Annotated in this window: 15 protein-coding genes and 1 pseudogene; 10 read left to right on the forward strand and 6 right to left on the reverse strand. The window is 72.6% G+C overall.

Annotated elements, in window-relative coordinates; genetic code table 11:
• On the forward strand, nucleotides 1–692 hold a 692-nt coding region (locus AOK22_RS07035; RefSeq protein WP_055697712.1), incomplete at its 5' end, for a hypothetical protein.
• Between the two features lie 79 nt (nucleotides 693–771).
• Here AOK22_RS07035 and AOK22_RS07040 read toward each other — a convergent pair.
• Nucleotides 772–2046 carry an ABC transporter substrate-binding protein gene (locus AOK22_RS07040; RefSeq protein WP_055697713.1) on the reverse strand — a complete coding sequence of 425 codons (1275 nt, stop codon included), beginning with the start codon at nucleotides 2044–2046 and terminating at the stop codon, nucleotides 772–774.
• A 118-nt stretch (nucleotides 2047–2164) separates the two neighbouring features.
• On the opposite strand from AOK22_RS07040, the gene AOK22_RS07045 reads away from it, so the two are divergent.
• Both AOK22_RS07045 and purU read left to right on the forward strand, forming a co-directional pair.
• Nucleotides 2165–2665, forward strand: coding sequence for an SCO4402 family protein (locus AOK22_RS07045; protein ID WP_079036398.1), 501 nt, complete (start codon nucleotides 2165–2167; stop codon nucleotides 2663–2665).
• Between the two features lie 55 nt (nucleotides 2666–2720).
• Nucleotides 2721–3590 carry a formyltetrahydrofolate deformylase gene (gene purU / locus AOK22_RS07050; RefSeq protein WP_055697715.1) on the forward strand — a complete coding sequence of 290 codons (870 nt, stop codon included), beginning with the start codon at nucleotides 2721–2723 and terminating at the stop codon, nucleotides 3588–3590.
• Nucleotides 3591–3638: 48 nt separating this feature from the next.
• Here the strand turns inward: purU and AOK22_RS07055 are convergent, their stop codons facing one another.
• A complete protein-coding gene (locus tag AOK22_RS07055) occupies nucleotides 3639–4943 on the reverse strand; it encodes a zf-HC2 domain-containing protein (RefSeq protein ID WP_055697716.1) in 1305 nt (434 codons plus the stop codon).
• Entirely contained in the window at nucleotides 4940–5527 is a 588-nt protein-coding gene (locus AOK22_RS07060) for a sigma-70 family RNA polymerase sigma factor (protein WP_055697717.1), read from the reverse strand. The genes AOK22_RS07055 and AOK22_RS07060 overlap by 4 nt, the downstream gene beginning before the upstream one ends.
• 301 nt (nucleotides 5528–5828) lie before the next feature.
• Between AOK22_RS07060 and AOK22_RS07065 the strand changes: the two genes are divergently transcribed.
• Entirely contained in the window at nucleotides 5829–6203 is a 375-nt protein-coding gene (locus tag AOK22_RS07065) for an STAS domain-containing protein (protein WP_055697724.1), read from the forward strand.
• Nucleotides 6204–6217: 14 nt separating this feature from the next.
• On the opposite strand, the gene AOK22_RS07070 is transcribed toward AOK22_RS07065, so the two are convergent.
• A complete protein-coding gene (locus tag AOK22_RS07070; protein ID WP_237773397.1) occupies nucleotides 6218–6649 on the reverse strand; it encodes a hypothetical protein in 432 nt (143 codons plus the stop codon).
• Nucleotides 6650–6852: 203 nt separating this feature from the next.
• On the opposite strand from AOK22_RS07070, the gene AOK22_RS07075 reads away from it, so the two are divergent.
• A complete protein-coding gene (locus AOK22_RS07075; protein ID WP_055697719.1) occupies nucleotides 6853–7365 on the forward strand; it encodes an EF-hand domain-containing protein in 513 nt (170 codons plus the stop codon).
• Nucleotides 7366–7427: 62 nt separating this feature from the next.
• Here AOK22_RS07075 and AOK22_RS07080 read toward each other — a convergent pair whose 3' ends face one another.
• The gene (locus AOK22_RS07080; protein WP_055697720.1) at nucleotides 7428–8993 is read right to left on the reverse strand and encodes an AMP-binding protein; all 1566 of its coding nucleotides are present in this window, start codon (nucleotides 8991–8993) and stop codon (nucleotides 7428–7430) included.
• 156 nt (nucleotides 8994–9149) lie between these two features.
• Between AOK22_RS07080 and AOK22_RS07085 the strand changes: the two genes are divergently transcribed.
• From AOK22_RS07085 to AOK22_RS07095, 3 genes and pseudogenes are all read left to right on the forward strand, one after another.
• Entirely contained in the window at nucleotides 9150–10292 is a 1143-nt protein-coding gene (locus AOK22_RS07085; RefSeq protein WP_055697721.1) for an acyl-CoA dehydrogenase family protein, read from the forward strand.
• Between the two features lie 8 nt (nucleotides 10293–10300).
• Nucleotides 10301–11164, forward strand: a complete 864-nt coding sequence (locus AOK22_RS07090; protein ID WP_055697722.1) for an acyl-CoA dehydrogenase family protein — start codon at nucleotides 10301–10303, stop codon at nucleotides 11162–11164.
• A gap of 505 nt (nucleotides 11165–11669) precedes the next feature.
• A pseudogene (locus AOK22_RS07095) lies at nucleotides 11670–12077 on the forward strand (ATP-binding protein); the annotation flags it as partial.
• 700 nt (nucleotides 12078–12777) lie between these two features.
• On the opposite strand, the gene AOK22_RS07100 reads toward AOK22_RS07095, so the two are convergent.
• Nucleotides 12778–13773: a cyclase family protein gene (locus tag AOK22_RS07100; RefSeq protein WP_079036401.1), complete on the reverse strand. Its 996-nt coding sequence runs from the start codon at nucleotides 13771–13773 to the stop codon at nucleotides 12778–12780.
• Between the two features lie 84 nt (nucleotides 13774–13857).
• Between AOK22_RS07100 and AOK22_RS07105 the strand changes: the two genes are divergently transcribed.
• Both AOK22_RS07105 and AOK22_RS07110 read left to right on the forward strand, forming a co-directional pair.
• Nucleotides 13858–14769, forward strand: coding sequence for an SDR family NAD(P)-dependent oxidoreductase (locus AOK22_RS07105; protein ID WP_055697723.1), 912 nt, complete (start codon nucleotides 13858–13860; stop codon nucleotides 14767–14769).
• A gap of 14 nt (nucleotides 14770–14783) precedes the next feature.
• Nucleotides 14784–15361, forward strand: a 578-nt coding sequence (locus AOK22_RS07110; protein WP_208606374.1) for an acyl-CoA dehydrogenase family protein, incomplete at its 3' end; no start/stop codon positions are given.

A 15361-nucleotide genomic window follows, 5' to 3' on the forward strand; every position in this document is an offset into this window, starting at 1 on the left:
GGCAGGGCGGCGGCGGCCGCGGCCACGGGAGCCGTGGCCGCGCCGGTGGCGGTGGCGGCTCGAAGAAGGTGCCCCTCCTCGCCGTGGTCGGCGTCGGCATCGCCGCGCTGGGCATCGGCGCGGGCGCCCTGCTGAGCTCCGGCGGTGGCGAGGACGACGAGAAGAAGGACGACGGCAAGCCCGTCTCCGCGTCCGCCGAGCCCGACGAGCGGCCCTCGCCGACCGCCGACCCGGCCAAGGACCAGGCGGTCGCCCTGGACAAGCTCCTGGCCGACAGCAACAACAGCCGTGACTCGGTCATCGCCGCCGTACGCAACGTCGGCTCCTGCAAGAACCTCGGACAGTCGGCGAAGGACCTGCGCGCCGCCGCCAAGCAGCGCAACGGCCTCGTCACCCGGCTCGCCGGGCTCAAGGTCGACAAGCTGCCCGCCAACGACCAGCTGACGGCCTCCCTCACCAAGGCCTGGAAGGCGTCGGCCGCCGCCGACAACCACTACGCCGCGTGGGCGGACCAGGTGGCCCGCGCCGGCAAGAAGGGCTGCAAGAAGGGCCACGCCCGCACCACCTCGCAGACCGCGGCGGGCAACCGCCAGAGCGGCGCGGCGACCACCGCCAAGGAGCAGGCCGCCAACCACTGGAACGCGATCGCCCGCAAGTACGGCCTGACCCAGCGCAACAAGACGCAGCTGTAGGACGCCGGCCCCGCACCGGCACGCCGGCCCCGCGCCCCGGAAGGGACGCGGGGCCGTGGCAGTCGCGGCGGTGGGGTCCCTACACCGTCTGCTCCAGCGTCTTCTCCACGTTCACGAAGCCCCGGCGCGCCGGGACGAGCCGCCCGTCCCGCACCACCTGGAACGTGACGCCCGAGTTGATCAGGCGTGGGAACTCGCTGGCCGCGAGCAGGTCCTCGAAGCGCCAGCTCAGCGGCGGCGTGAGCCCGCCCGTGTCGACCCGGAGGCCGCCGTCGAGGGCGCGGCGCAGCGACTGGGCGGTGACCTCGCCGCCGTCGAGCGACTCGACGGTCTGCTTCAGGACGGTGTACGCGATCCAGGTCGTCTGCACGCCCGCGTCCGCGGGGTCGACCCGGTTGTCACCGAACGCCTGCTCCCGGATGACCTCCCGCATCCGGTCCCACCGCGCGTCACCGGACGCCGGGTACCAGCCGGTGACGTAGGCGCCCTCGTAGGGGCCGCTCGCGCCGCCCGTGCGGTCGACGAGCGACTGGTCGACGCTGCCGAGCACCGAGGAGATCCGCACCGGCGGATAGTCCTGCCGGGTGCGGCGGAAGGAGTCGTAGAAGGTGTCGGTGCGCGCGCCGAGCGCGGCCGTCACACAGCCGTCCCGCGTGCCCGCCGAGCGCAGGGCCTGTTCGGCCTGCGGGGTCAGGTCGGTGCTGTCCTCGGGGGCGCGGATGTCCGCGACGGGCTTGTGGTGGCCGTCGGCCAGGCCCTGGTTGAGCAGCTTGGGCAGCTCGTCGCCGGCGAGGGTGTCGGGGCGCACCAGGGAGACGCGGGCGCAGCGGGAGGCGAGCTGGCGGCCGTTGCCCGCCATCAGGGCGGGCTCGCCGCCGTTGACCGGGTAGGAGAGCGGGCTGCTGAACTCGTCGTCGGTGATGCCATAGCCCCCGATGTAGGGGATGCCGGCGACCTCCAGCGGGGCGAGGAAGGAGCGGCCGTGCTGGCTGTAGGCGCCGACGACCGCGACGACGTCCTGGTCGACGGCCTCGCGGGCGCAGTCGGCGGCGCCCACCGGGTCGTTGTGGTCGTTGCAGGTGAGGACCTTCAGCTCGCGGCCGTCGAGGCCGCCGTGCGCGTTGACCCAGCGCGCGTAGGCCTGGGCCATGGCCGGGACGCCCGGCTTGTTGGTGGCCTTGGTCTTCTCGGGGGCCCAGGTCATCACGGTGATGGGGTCGTCCCTGGAACCCCCCGTGGTTCCAGGGATGACCCCGCACCCGGCTATGAGCGACGTACACGCCGCCACGGCGGCCGCGGAGAGTGCTGCGGTGCGGGAGGGGCGGGGGAGGAAGGTGCGTCGCCAGCCGGTCATGTCCCTGCACGATTCCGGTGGCGGGCCAACCGTGGAGTGACTCGTTCTCAACGGACAGTGACATGAAGGTGAACGGGCGGGGTCCGGTTCGCGTGCGCGGGGTGGGAACGTACGATCGCTGACCGTGCAAGGTTCGGAGAAGTCTTCCCGTCGCGGCCGTCGCTCTAGCACCATGGGCGGCATGCCGACCAACGACATGCCGTGGTGGCGCTGGCGCAGCAACGTGCGCTCGGCGCTGCACATGCTCTCCGACCCCGCGTTCCAGCGCGAGTGCTGGCTGGCGGGGCACGCGGAGTACGGGGACGTGACCGATGCCGTGTACCGGCTGGTCGAGGACACCTGGCTGGACAACTGGTCCGCGGAGAAGTACGTCGGGACGATCTTCCGGGACCCGCAGGAGGCGGCCCTCGTCGACACGGCGGTGCTGAGGGTCCTGCGGATCATGCACGAGGTGGGGCCGGACGCGATGGTGTCCGTCTATCTGGACCACCCGGGCTGGCCGGAGGCCGTGCGGGCCGCCCGGGACGCCCACGTCCGTCTCGCGGCGGGCGACGGGGAGGACCCGGACGTGCCGCCGCAGACCCTGGAAGTGCTGCGGATCCTGACGCGGTCCGCGTAGCCGCACCGTGGAACGGCGGCCCGCCGGGGTCGCCGCATATGGGACCCTTGCCTGCATGAACGAGCAGTCCGCCCCCGCTGAGCAGTACGTCCTCACCCTCTCCTGCCCCGACAAGCAGGGCATCGTGCACGCCGTGTCGAGCTACCTCTTCATGACCGGCTGCAACATCGAGGACAGCCAGCAGTTCGGCGACCACGACACCGGACTGTTCTTCATGCGCGTGCACTTCTCGGCCGAGGCGCCGGTGACCGTCGACAAGCTGCGGGCGAGCTTCGCCGCGGTCGGCGACTCCTTCCACATGGACTGGCGGATCAACCGCGCCGAGGACCGGATGCGCATCGTCCTGCTGGTGTCGAAGTTCGGGCACTGCCTGAACGACCTGCTGTTCCGCTCGCGGATCGGCGCGCTGCCCGTGGAGATCGCCGCGGTCGTCTCCAACCACACGGACTTCGCCGAGCTCGTCGCCTCGTACGACATCCCCTTCCACCACATCCCGGTGACCAAGGACAACAAGCCGCAGGCCGAGGCCCGGCTCCTGGAGCTGGTGCGCGAGGAGAACGTGGACCTGGTCGTCCTCGCCCGCTACATGCAGGTGCTCTCGGACGACCTGTGCAAGGAGCTCAGCGGGCGGATCATCAACATCCACCACTCCTTCCTGCCGAGCTTCAAGGGCGCCAAGCCCTACCACCAGGCGCACGCCCGCGGTGTGAAGCTGATCGGTGCCACCGCGCACTACGTGACGGCCGACCTCGACGAGGGGCCGATCATCGAGCAGGAGGTCGAGCGGGTCGGCCACGACGTCACCCCCGACCAGCTGGTCGCGATCGGCCGTGACGTGGAGTGCCAGGCGCTGGCGCGGGCCGTGAAGTGGCACGCCGAGCACCGCATCCTGCTCAACGGCAGCCGCACGGTCGTCTTCGCCTAGCCGCCGCCCTCGCCCGGCCGCGGTCCCGGCCCGGCCGGGCCGGGACCGTCACATCCGGCTGAGCGAGGCCGCCGCGAACAGGACGTCGCGGATCGCCTCCCGGTCGCCGAGCTGGCCCGCGGCCGCCTCCTCCGGGGAGACGTGGCCCGCCGCCAGCCGGCAGAACTCCACGCCGTCCAGCGCCACGTGGGCCACCTCGTGCTCGGCCGACGCGACGGCCCCGGGCGAGTCGAGCGGGATCAGCCACTCGCCGCCGCCGAGACCCTCGATCTCCAGGCGCAGGCTGCGGCCCGGCGCGCCCGCCGCGACCAGGCCGCGCGGCGGGGTGGCGAGCCCGGTGCGGCGCCGCTCGGCGAGCGTGCCGGGCAGCATCCGGGCGGCCAGGTCGATCATGTGGTGGAGGTGCCGGGGCGCGGGCGGCTCGTACGGATAGTCCACCGCGTCGGCGATGTCGCCCGCGTGGATCCAGCACTCGAAGGCGCGGTCGACCATCGAGTCCCGCAGGGGCAGCTCGATCTTCGGCCCGGCGTCGGCGCCGGGCGCGGCGGGGCCCGTGCCGTACGCCACGGGGAGCCGGCCCGAGCCGCCGCCCGCGAACGACACCGTGCGGATCAGCTCGTGCGTCTGCACCCGCCAGGGGTTGCGCACCGCGCGCGTGGGCGGGAAGTACGACGCGCGCCAGTACGCCTCCGTGCGGTGGTGCGGGTCCCGGGGGACCACGACCTCCGGGCCGAGCGGATCGTCGAGGCCGAGGGAGAGCCCGACCATGCCGTCGACGGCGAGCAGATGCGCGATGACCCCGGCCACGGTGGTCTTCCGGGTGACCGCGGCGTCCTGCTCGAACCAGCGCAGCCGCACCGGGGCGTGCCACTCCGCGTCGCCGATGTCCTGGAGCAGGGCGTCCAGGCGGGCGGTCTCCGCGTCGTACGGCACGGCCCACTCGGGCACCGGGATGCGCGGCGGGCGGCGGCCGAGGCAGCTCTCCAGGACGCGGGTGCGCAGACCGGGGTCGAGGTCGAGGCTCTCCTCGGGGTGCAGCAGCCCGACGGCGTCGCGCAGCCGCAGCGCCTCCTCCGCGCAGGGGCCGCAGCCGCCCAGGTGCTCCTCGACGGCGGTGGCCTCCTCGGGCGAGCAGGCCGAGAGCGCCCAGGCGCCGAGGAGCGACTTCAGGACGCGGTGCTCCAGGACGAGGGGCGCGGCCGGCCGGGCGGTGTCCCCGGGGTCCGGAGCCGGGGACGGGTCGGGCACGGGCCGCCCGGTGTCCTCCACGGAGGCGCGCGGCAGCGGTATCCGCGGCGCGGCGGCCGGCTGGTCGGGCTCCTCCTGGGGCTCGGGGCGGTCGGAGGCGGTCACAGCGTGGTCCCGAACCCGGGCGGGGTGCCCGGTCCCGCGGAGGGGTCGCCGGTGTCGTTGGCCGTCGACAGGAGCTGGAGGCCGAGGCGGAGTCTGCGACGGGCCTCGTCCTCGGTGACGCCGAGGTCGGCGGCCGTCTGGCGGTAGTCGCGGCGCTGGAAGTGGGCGAGCTCCAGGGCGGCGCGCAGCGGCGTGGGCATGGCCGTGACGATGTAGTCCGCGCGGGCGGCGACGGAGGCCTTGCGGACCTTGCGCTCCAGGTCCTCCGTGGTGCCCTCGCCGAGGGCGAGGGCCGCGGACTCGGTCTGGCGGAGCCTGCGGACGGCCTGCTGGTGGGTGAGGCCGGCGATCCAGGAGCGCAGGGGACCCTGCCGCGGGTCGTAGGCGTCGGGGTTCTCCCAGACGTGCGTGAAGACCTCGCGGGTGATGCGGTCCGCGGCGTCCTCGTCGCCGAGGACCCGGTGGGCGAGGCCGTGCACCAGCGAAGCGAACCGGTCGTACAGCTCGCCCAGCGCGGCGGCCTCTCCGTGCGCGAGCCGCTGCTGCATGCGGCGGTCCCAGCGCCGCGGCGCGTCCTTCGGCATGCGTCCCCCTCGTGCGCTTGCCCTGTTCTGCCTTCTCCGACCGTACGTCCCGTGCCGTACTTCCGGACCTGCCTCTCCCTCGAATGTAGTGCGGACCGCCGACAGGGCACTCCTGTTTGCCGACAGCGCACAACTGTTTGCGGCAAAGCACGCGTCTCTAGGGGCACCGGATGATATTGACGGTGACCTGCTGGTGTTTCATGGGAGAGCGGTGGGGCAGCCGAAGCAGAACGAACCGTAGGGACTGCTTCCGGATCACTGCGGAACAGTGGGCAGGCAGGGCGAGCGGGAGGCGTGGCGCGTGACGCTCAAGGTGACGGTGGACGAGCAGGAGGGCTGGGCCGTGCTGTGCGTGTCCGGCGAGATGGACCTGCTGACCTCACCCGTGGTGCGCCAGCGCGTGCACGACGCGGTGGCCGACGGCCGCCGCAGTATCGTCCTCGACCTCTCCGAAGTGCTGTTCTGCGACTCCAGCGGCGTCGGCGTGCTGATCGCCACGCGCCGGCTCATCCGCTCCTGCCAGGGCAGACTGCGGCTGATCCTGCCGGCCAAGGGCGCGGTCGACGGCTCGCACGTGAACCGTGTCCTCGCCGCTCTCGGCGTGCGCCGCCTGTTCGAGGTCTTCCCGGACGTGGGCGCGGCGCTGGACGAGGAGGCGGCCCCGATGTCGGCGTGAGGGCCGCGCCACGCTCAGACGTGCCGTTTGGCCTCGCTCACAAAGGAGTTGATGGCGTCCCGCGAGACCCGGCGCCGCTCGCCCAGTTCGGCGCGGTCGTCGGTGCGGTGCACGTCGGCCACCTGGTCGAGGGTCTGTGCCGCCAGCCGCACCAGCGCGTCGTCGGTGGTGAGCAACTGCACGCGGAACAGCGCCTCCTGGGCCTCGGAGCGCAGCTCGTAGGAGCGGAAGCGCGTCTCCTCGCTCTCCTCGGTGCGGTTCCCCGCCCGGCTGAACCAGCGGTCGACCAGGACCCGCCGGTAGTTGACCAGCGCCCCCGCGTACGCGCAGTAGGCGTCGATCCGCTCCTGGCGCAGTTTCTCCGCGCGCGTGAACTGTTCCGTCCGTTCGATCGCCCTTCGCTGGAACGCGTGCGTGACCCCCGCGCCCAGAAGAGTTCCCAACACCGCTATGACACTCGCCGCAACCGCTTCCACGCGTAACAGTGCAGCACATCACCCTTGTGACACACCCTTGTCCCGGAATTCCGGCGGTCTTGGCACAAGCGTCGTTTTCCCGCCTCCCGGGCCCGCTGACCACGTACGCTCGCTGCCGGGGACACACCCCCTGACGAAGCATCCAACCGCGGAAGTGAGGCGGCCCGAAGATCATGGACAGTGCCGAGTACGAGCGTAAAATCGCGGCCCGGTTCGCCACCTTCGACCAGGACGGCAACGGCTACATCTCCCGTGAGGACTTCAGCACCGCGGCGGCCGCCCTGTGCGGCGAGTTCGCCGCGACGGCGCGGTCCGAGAAGGGGCAGGCCCTCTACATCGGCGCCGAGGCGTTCTGGCAGGGCATGGCCGGCATCGCGGACCGTGACGGGGACCAGCGGATCACCCGGGACGAGTTCGTGGGCGGCGCGGTGAAGCGGCTGCGGGACAACCCCGGCCGGTTCGCCGAGATCGCGCGGCCCTTCCTGCACGCGATGATCACCGCGGCCGACGGCGACGGCGACGGCGCGGTGACCCCGGGCGAGGCCGGGCGCGCGCTCAAGGCCCTGGGCGTGCCGGAGGACGTCGCCGCGACGGTGGCCGCCGCGCTGGACGGCGACGGGGACGGCCGGGTGACGGAGCAGGAGATCGTGACGGCGTTCGCGCAGTACTTCACGGTCCCGGAGTAGCCGACGCGGACGGGGGCGCGGGTACCGGCACCGGTACCCGCGCCCCCGTCCCGTCCTGGGCGTCAGTCCGAGAACCGCTCGCGCAGCTTGTACTTGAGGACCTTCCGCAGCGTCTCGTTGCGGGGCAGCGCCTCGACCAGCTCCAGCCGCTCCGGCAGCTTGTGGGTGGCGAGGCCCTCGCCGCGCAGGTACGAGGTGAGCGTCTCCAGCGTCAACTCCGCGCCGCCCGCGCGCTGTTCGACCACCGCGCACACCCGCTCCCCGCGTTCGGGGTCGGGCAGGCCCACGACCGCCGCCTCGCCCACGGCCGGGTGCTGGTGGAGCAGGTCCTCGATCTCCTTGGCGGAGATGTTCTCGCCCTTGCGGATGATGATGTCCTTCGCCCGCCCGGTGAGCACCAGATGGCCGCTCTCCTTGAGGTGGCCGAGGTCCCCGGTGATGAGGAAGCCGTCGGCGTCGAAGACCGCCGCGCTCTGCTCCTGGTCCAGGTAGCCCTGGCAGACGGCCTCCCCGCGCAGCCGCACCTCGCCGTCCGTGCCGGCCGGCAGCTCCTTGCCGTCGGCGTCGGTGACGCGTATCTCCATGCCCCGCGGGGGCAGTCCCTCGGTCGTCGCGAGGTTCTCCGCGGTGTCGTCCGGCGCGCCCATGGTGATCATCGGCACCTCGGTCATGCCGTAGCCGTGGGTGAGCCGGCAGCCCATCTCGCGGACGACCGCGTGGTAGATCTCGGGCGGCTTGGGCGCCCCGCCGCCCGCGAGCAGGCGCAGGGTCGGGATGACCTTCTGCCCCGCGGGGAGCTTGCGCTGCTCGGCGAGGAACATGGAGTAGAAGGCCGTCGACCCGCCCGCCACGGTCACGCCGTGCCGCCGGTAGCCGTCGAGCGCGGCGGGCAGCGCGAAGTGCTCGAACATGACCGCGGGGAAGCCGTAGAGCAGCAGCATCACGGTGTAGTCGGGCCCGGCGATGTGCGCGAAGGGGAACGCCATCGAGCCGACGTCCGACGCGCTGAGGTGCAGGGCGTGGGCCAGGCAGGAGCCGCCCGCGATCAGTGAACGGTCGGTGTGCAGCACGCCCTTGGGGTCGGACGTGGTGCCCGAGGTCCAGTAGATCCAGCGCACCGCCGTGCCGTCGGAGGGCGGCGGGGGCAGCACGGCCGGGTCGCCGTCGGGCAGCGTGTCGTAGGCCTCGAAGACACCCCGCGCGCCGAGCCGCCGCGCCATCTCCGTGTGGTCGAAGCCGCGCCAGACGCCCGGCACGGCGAAGAACTCCGCCTTCGACTCCCGCAGGGCGAAGCCGACTTCGCGGTCGCGGTAGAAGGGGATGACGGGCGACTGGACGGCGCCGATGCGGGCGAGCGCGAAGGAGAGCAGGGCCGTCTCGATACGGGTGGGCAGCTGCCAGGCGACGACCGTGCCGGGGCGCACCCCCATGTCGTACAGGCCGGCGGCGACGCGCTCGGCGCGGTCGCGCAGGGCGCCGAAGGTCAGCGTGCGGTCGTCGGCGGGGTCGGCCGCGGCCTGGAGGAGGACGGGCCGGTCGGGGGTGAGGGCGGCGCGCCGCGCGATCAGCTCCCAGAGCGTGCGGGACGCCCCCAGTTCGTGTGCGGTCTCGTTCTCCGAGGTCCTCAACGCGATCCCCTCCCAGCCGAACCGGCAGAACTGACGGGTAGTCAGATCGTGCCGAGAGCGTAAGGCCCCGCGCCTTGTCGGTCCAGGGGTGCGGGGCTAGCCTGCGTTCTGACGGAGCATCAGATGAGGTCGCAGGGGCCGGAGGGGACACATCGCATGGACCTCACGTACACCGAGGGGGAAGAGGCCTTCCGGGCGGGGCTGCGCGACTGGCTCGCGACGGTGCTGCCGACCCTCCCCGTCAAGCCCTCGCCCCAGGACTGGCCCGGCCGCCGCGCCTACGACACGACCTGGCAGCGCATGCTGTACGACGCGGGCTACGGCGAGGTCCACTGGGACGCCTCCCCGACGCAGCGCCTCATCTTCCTGGAGGAGACCGAGAAGGCAGGCGCCCCCTATGTGGGCGCCAACTTCGTGGGACTGCTGCACGCGGGCCCGACCATCGCCTCCGAAGGCACCCCCGAACAGCGCGAGCGGTGGCTGCCGCCCGTCCTGCGCGGCGACGAGGTGTGGTGCCAGGGCTTCAGCGAACCCGACGCCGGGTCCGACCTCGCGTCGCTGCGCACGCGCGCGTGGCGCGACGGCGACCACTACGTAGTGAGCGGGTCCAAGATCTGGACCTCCCACGCCGAGGTCGCCGACTGGTGCGAGCTCCTGGTGCGCACGACCCCGGTGAGCGAGGCCGTGCCCAAGCACCGCGGCATCACCTGGCTCGCCATGCCGATGGACGCGCCCGGCATCACCGTCCGCCCGCTGCGCACGCTCGCCGGGTCCACGGAGTTCGCCGAGATGTTCCTCGACGAGGTGCGGGTGCCGGTGACCCACCGCGTCGGCGACGAGAACGACGGCTGGCGCGTGACGATGGTGACCCTGTCGTACGAGCGGGGCACCGCCTTCGTGGGGGAGGTGGTGGCCTGTCGGCGCGTCCTCGGCGAGGTGGCCCGCGAGGCCCGCAAGAACGGCCGCTGGGACGACGCGGTGCTGCGGCGCACGCTGGGGCGTCTGGCCGCCGAGTTCTCGGCGCTCTGGCGGCTCACGCAGTGGAACGTGAGCGAGGCCCAGCGCACCGGAGGCGTGCCCGGGGTGGGCGGCTCGGTCTTCAAGCTGCGGTACTCGCACGCGCGCCAGGAGCTGTACGACGCCGCCGCCGAGGTCCTCGGCGCGGGCGCCCTCGACCTCGGCCACGAGTGGACCCTCGACCGGCTCTCCTCGCTGTCGTACACCATCGCCGCGGGCACCTCGCAGATCCAGCAGAACATCGTGGCCGAGCGGATTCTCGGCCTCCCGAAGGGGCGGTGAGGGTCCGTATGGATTTCCAACTCACGGAGGACCAGCGGGCGTTGCGGGACGGGCTGCGCCGCCTCCTGGCGGGCCGGTTCACGCTGCGGGACGCCACGGAACGCCTGGACCGGGCGCTCTGGCGCGAGCTGGGCGAGGCCGGGTTCTTCGCGCTCGCGCTGCCCGAGGCGGAGGGCGGGGTCGGACTGGGGCTCCCGGAGGCCGTGTTGGTCTTCGAGGAGGCGGGGCGCGCCCTGCTGCCGGGGCCCGCGGTGGCCTCCTTCCTCGCGGCGGGCGACGTCCCGGGCGCCGCGACGGGCGAGGTCGTCGTGACGGCGGTCGACGGCTCGCTGGTGCCGTGGCTGGAGGAGGCGGACGTGGTGCTGGGCGAGGCGGCCGGCGCCGAGCCGCTGCGCTCGGTCGATCCGCTGACGCCGCTGCACCGGGTGCGGGGCGCCGAAGGGGCGCGACACTCCCGGACCCCCAGGAGCGACCGCGCCACCCTCCTCTACGCCGCCGAACAGCTCGGCAGCGCCGCCCGCACCTGCGAGACGGCCGTCCAATACGCCGGTGAGCGCGAGCAGTTCGGGCGGCCCATCGGGTCCTTCCAGGCCGTGAAGCACCTGTGCGCGCAGATGCTCGTGCGGGCCGAGCTCGCCCGCGCCGCCGTGTACGCGGCGGCCGTGACCGAGGACCCGACGGAGATCACCGGCGCCAAGCTGCTGGCCGACGACGCGGCCGTGCGCAATGCGCGGGACTGCCTCCAGGTGCACGGCGGCATGGGGTTCACCTGGGAGGCCGACGTGCATCTGCACCTCAAGCGGGCCTGGGTGCGGGCGGAGCTGGGCCGCCCGGCGCGGGACGCGGAGGAGGAGCTGGCCGCGGCGCTCTGAGGGACGGGGTGCGCCCCGCCCGGAGAGCGGCCTCCGAGGGAACGGGGGAGCGAGCCCTTCGAAAAATTGGTCTACCCGATATCATGCGCTTTGTCCCGATGTTGTGAGGGGCGGTACCCGTCCGCGCCGGGGCTACTGAGCGTCGATATCGGGTTGTGTCCTACGCGTGACTCGTCACGGCACGGAGTCGGTGTCCGGCTCGGGTACCTTGTGTGAGATGCGAGTGGTTCTGAGGCTGAGCCATCCCGGTGTTGCCCCTGAGGCGACTCCGGACCCGGCAATGCCCGCCGCTCGTGGCGCGGGACGAGGAATCGTGCCCGCCTGTTCGACCCCCCGTGGCGTGCGTCGCACAGTATGCAGCACACGTACTCCTTCGCGCTGGAATATGCCCGAAGCGCTTGTTGGGGTGACTGAACGTCAATCATGCTGTCTCCCAAGGGGATCACGTTCCGTGACCCTGTGGAGTCGCGAGGCGATGTGTCCGCCGGTTCGGATGGTGTGAGCGGTGCAGGTGCTTCAAGTTCAGCTGGAGGTCGGGGCCGACCCCGCCGAGGTGGGACGGGCCAGGCGATGGGCCCGCTCGCGGCTCGCGGGCTCGGGGATAGAGGCCGACGAGCCGGTCGCCGAGACGCTGATCCTCCTGATCTCGGAGCTCGTCACCAACGCCGTGGTGCACACGGGCTGTCCGGCCGTCCTGCGCATGCTGCTCCCCGGTGTCCCCGCCGACGCGCCGGGGACGGTCCGGGTCGAGGTCGCCGACCGCAGCGCCCGGCCGCCCGCGCCGCGCCACGCGGACGGCGACGACACCAACGGCCGCGGCCTGGAGCTCGTCGACGGTCTCGCCGACCGCTGGGGCTGGCAGCCCGAGGGGGCCGGCAAGAGCATCTGGTGCGAGGTCGACCGGTGCGAGCCCGGCGTGGCCGCGGTGGCGTTCGACGGCGCGACCTATGACGCTGCCTCCTTCGACGAGGCGTCCTTCGACGGCACGGCCTACGACGCGTCGTTCGACGGCGCGGCGGGCGGCGCCCACGACGAGGAAGTGGCCTACGGCAGGCCGGCCTATCGCGGGGTGCCGAGCGGCGACGCGGACATCGCGTACGAGGCGGTTTGACGCTCGCGTACGGAGAGCGGTCTGGCTCTCGTGTACGAGGGCTTTCGCTCGGCCTCGCGTACGAAGCGGTCCGACTCTCGTGTGCGAAGGCGTTCGCTCGGCCTCGCGTACGAAGTGTCCGGGGCGGTCCGTGTACGCGGCCGTCTGAGCCGCACGAGCCCCCTTCGCTCCGGTGCGGGGCTCTCCGGGCCGGCATGCGCCGTCGTGTGCCACGATGCGCGCGCCCATGCGCGGGTGGGGCAAATCCGGCATAATTCATTAATCCCCGGACGGGTGTTGACGTAACGTGTCCGGTTGATCACGATTGTGTGCAGCGATTCGCCGCGAGGGGATGTCGAGGGCGCTCGGTGACGGAGGTCCTTGGCGAGATGTGAGTCGCGTTTTCGGCGTCAGTCCCTTCGGGGCCGTGAGGGGCAGGACCGAGCGCCGAGCCGGAGGGCGGCGCGCGCGGCAGCGCGCTCGGGGCGGACGTCGACGCGCCGCCGTCCGGAAAGGCGGGTGCTCACAGGATGGCGACCGGCGCCACCGGCGTGCCCGTCCCGCCGATGAACGGCTCCGGCATCGCCGACAGCAGGAAGGCGTAGCGGGAATCTTCTGCACAGGCTGTGGACAAGTTTTCCAGGTTCCAGTTCTGGCCCTGCAGCATCCCCATCTCGACCAGGTCGAGCGCGTGCACCGGCAGCCACAGGTTCTCGATCTCCGGCGGGAAGATCTCGAAGGTCAGGGTGTCGTTCGCGACCGCCGCCACGTCCCGCGCGTGGAACCACTCGGGCGTGCGCACCGAGAGGCCGGGCGAGGGGTATCCGTACGCGTGCTTGTCGCCCGCGAGATAGACCTGCACCTGTCCCGTGCGGACGAGGACGATGTCGCCCGCGCGCACCCGCACGCCCCCGAACTCCTCGGCCTCGTCGAGGTCTTCGGGCGTCACCGCGTGGTCGCCGGGCAGCCGGTCGAGACCCTTGGCGCGCGCGACGTCGAGGAGGACGCCGCGCGACACGACGTACGGAGCCTTGTCGATGCCGCTGTACCGCGCGCCGGCGTGGGCCGTGATGGTGTCCGCGGGGCGGCCGTTGTAGATCGTTCCCGAGTGCGAGACGTGTGTGAGCGCGTCCCAGTGGGTGGCCGTCTGCAGGCCCATCGTCACCGCGTCGTCGCTGGTGGCCACCGTGCCGGGGCCGAACAGCTCATGGTTGATCTGGACCATGGTGTGCAGCGGGTTCACGCGGCCGGGGATCATGCCCGTCTGGACGCCGTCCTCCTTCAGCGGCAGCGCGAGCGCGACGCGGCGGCCGCCGCGGACGGTGGCCGCGGCCTCGCGGACGACCTCGTCGGTGACGAGGTTGAGCGTGCCGATCTCGTCGTCGGCGCCCCAACGCCCCCAGTTGTTCACGCGTTTGGCGATCTCGTGGAACTCGGCGGGCAGGGCGGAGGGTGCGGGTTCGGCGGACGCGGGCGCGGAGGGTGCGGACGCGGAGGGTGCGGGGCCTGAGTCTGACATGAGTCCTCCCCGGGGGCTTGTCTTCAGGTATCTGACGGGTCATAGAATCTAACGGTCCGTCAGAAACCGCGGGAAGGGGCCGACGTGGGGAACTTCTTGGCAGGCAAGGTGGTGGCCGTGACCGGTGCCGGGCGCGGCATCGGCAGGGCCGTCGCGCTGGCCGCGGCGGCCGAGGGGGCGAAGGTCGTCGTCAACGACTACGGCGTCTCCATGGAGGGCGGCGAGCCGACCAGTGAGATAGCCGACGCCGTGGTCAAGGAGATCCAGGCGGCGGGCGGCGAGGCCGTCGCGGTCGCCGACGACATCTCGACCATGGCGGGCGGCCAGCGGATCGTCGACGTCGCGCTCGCCGAGTACGGGCGGGTCGACGGGGTGGTGTGCGTCGCCGGGATCCTGCGCGAGCGCATGCTGTTCAACATGGCGGAGGAGGAGTGGGACCCCGTCGTCGCCACCCACTTGAAGGGCACCTTCACCGTCTTCCGTGCCGCGTCCGCGGTGATGCGCAAACAGGGGTCCGGCACCCTGATCGGCTTCACCAGCGGCAACCACCAGGGGTCCGTCGCCCAGGCCAACTACAGCGCGGCGAAGGGCGGGATCATCTCCCTGGTGCGCAGCGCGGCGCTGGGCCTGCACAAGTACGGGGTGACCGCCAACGCGGTGGCGCCCGTCGCGCGGACCAGGATGTCGGCGAACGTCCCGATGGAGCTGAAGGAGATCGGCGAGCCGGAGGACGTCGCCGCGCTCGTCACGTATCTGCTGAGCGACCGGGCCCGCGAGGAGAAGATCACCGGGCAGGTCTACACGATCGCCGGGCCCAAGATCGCCGTCTGGGCGCAGCCCCGTGAACTGCGCGCCGGGTACGCGGACGGGGCCTGGACCCCGGAGCGGATCGCCGACTTCCTGCCGGGGACGGTGGGGACCGATCCGATGCCGATGCTCGCGCAGCTGGAGGCCATGGCGAAGGCGGCCGCCAACAAAGAACGTCCGAACGCGTAGGCGGGGGCGGGGCTGTGGAGTTCGGCTTCGGGCCCGAGGACGAGGAGTTCCGCGCCGAGGCGCGGGCCTGGCTCGCCGCGCATCTCACCGGTGACTTCGCCGCGGCCGTCGGGCGCGGCGGGCCCGGCAGCGAGCACGAGGGAGGGGCCCAGCGGCGGGCTTGGGAACGGGAGTTGGGGCGCGACGGCTGGATCGGGCTCGGCTGGGACTCCGACGCGTACGGCAACCGGCGGGCCACGCTGACCCAGCAGGTCGTCTGGGCCGAGGAGTACGCGCGCGTGCGGGCGCCGGGGCGGTACGGCCACATCGGCGAGAACCTCCTCGCGCCGACGCTCCTCGCGTACGGCACCCCGGAGCAGCGGGACGAGTTCCTGCCGGCGATCGCCCGGGGCGAGGCGCTGTGGTGCCAGGGGTACAGCGAGCCGGGGGCGGGATCGGACCTGGCGGGGGTGCGGACGCGGGCCGTGCGGGATGGGGCGGACGGGTTCCGGATCAGCGGGCAGAAGATCTGGACGTCGCTCGCGCAGGACGCGGACTGGTGCTTTGTGCTGGCGCGGACCGGGGAGGGGGTGCCGGAGGGGGAGGCCCTGTC

The organism is Streptomyces silaceus (assembly GCF_001419745.1).
Classification (GTDB): domain Bacteria; phylum Actinomycetota; class Actinomycetes; order Streptomycetales; family Streptomycetaceae; genus Streptomyces; species Streptomyces silaceus.

What these genes read in the sequence shown, in the direction of transcription:
- AOK22_RS07040 (WP_055697713.1), bottom strand. Translation starts at nt 2,046, where the DNA reads ATGACCGGCTGGCGACGCACCTTCCTCCCCCGCCCCTCCCGCACCGCA.
- purU (WP_055697715.1), top strand. Translation starts at nt 2,721, where the DNA reads ATGAACGAGCAGTCCGCCCCCGCTGAGCAGTACGTCCTCACCCTCTCC.
- AOK22_RS07060 (WP_055697717.1), bottom strand. Translation starts at nt 5,527, where the DNA reads ATGCCGAAGGACGCGCCGCGGCGCTGGGACCGCCGCATGCAGCAGCGG.
- AOK22_RS07075 (WP_055697719.1), top strand. Translation starts at nt 6,853, where the DNA reads ATGGACAGTGCCGAGTACGAGCGTAAAATCGCGGCCCGGTTCGCCACC.
- AOK22_RS07085 (WP_055697721.1), top strand. Translation starts at nt 9,150, where the DNA reads ATGGACCTCACGTACACCGAGGGGGAAGAGGCCTTCCGGGCGGGGCTG.
- AOK22_RS07090 (WP_055697722.1), top strand. Translation starts at nt 10,301, where the DNA reads ATGGATTTCCAACTCACGGAGGACCAGCGGGCGTTGCGGGACGGGCTG.
- AOK22_RS07100 (WP_079036401.1), bottom strand. Translation starts at nt 13,773, where the DNA reads ATGTCAGACTCAGGCCCCGCACCCTCCGCGTCCGCACCCTCCGCGCCC.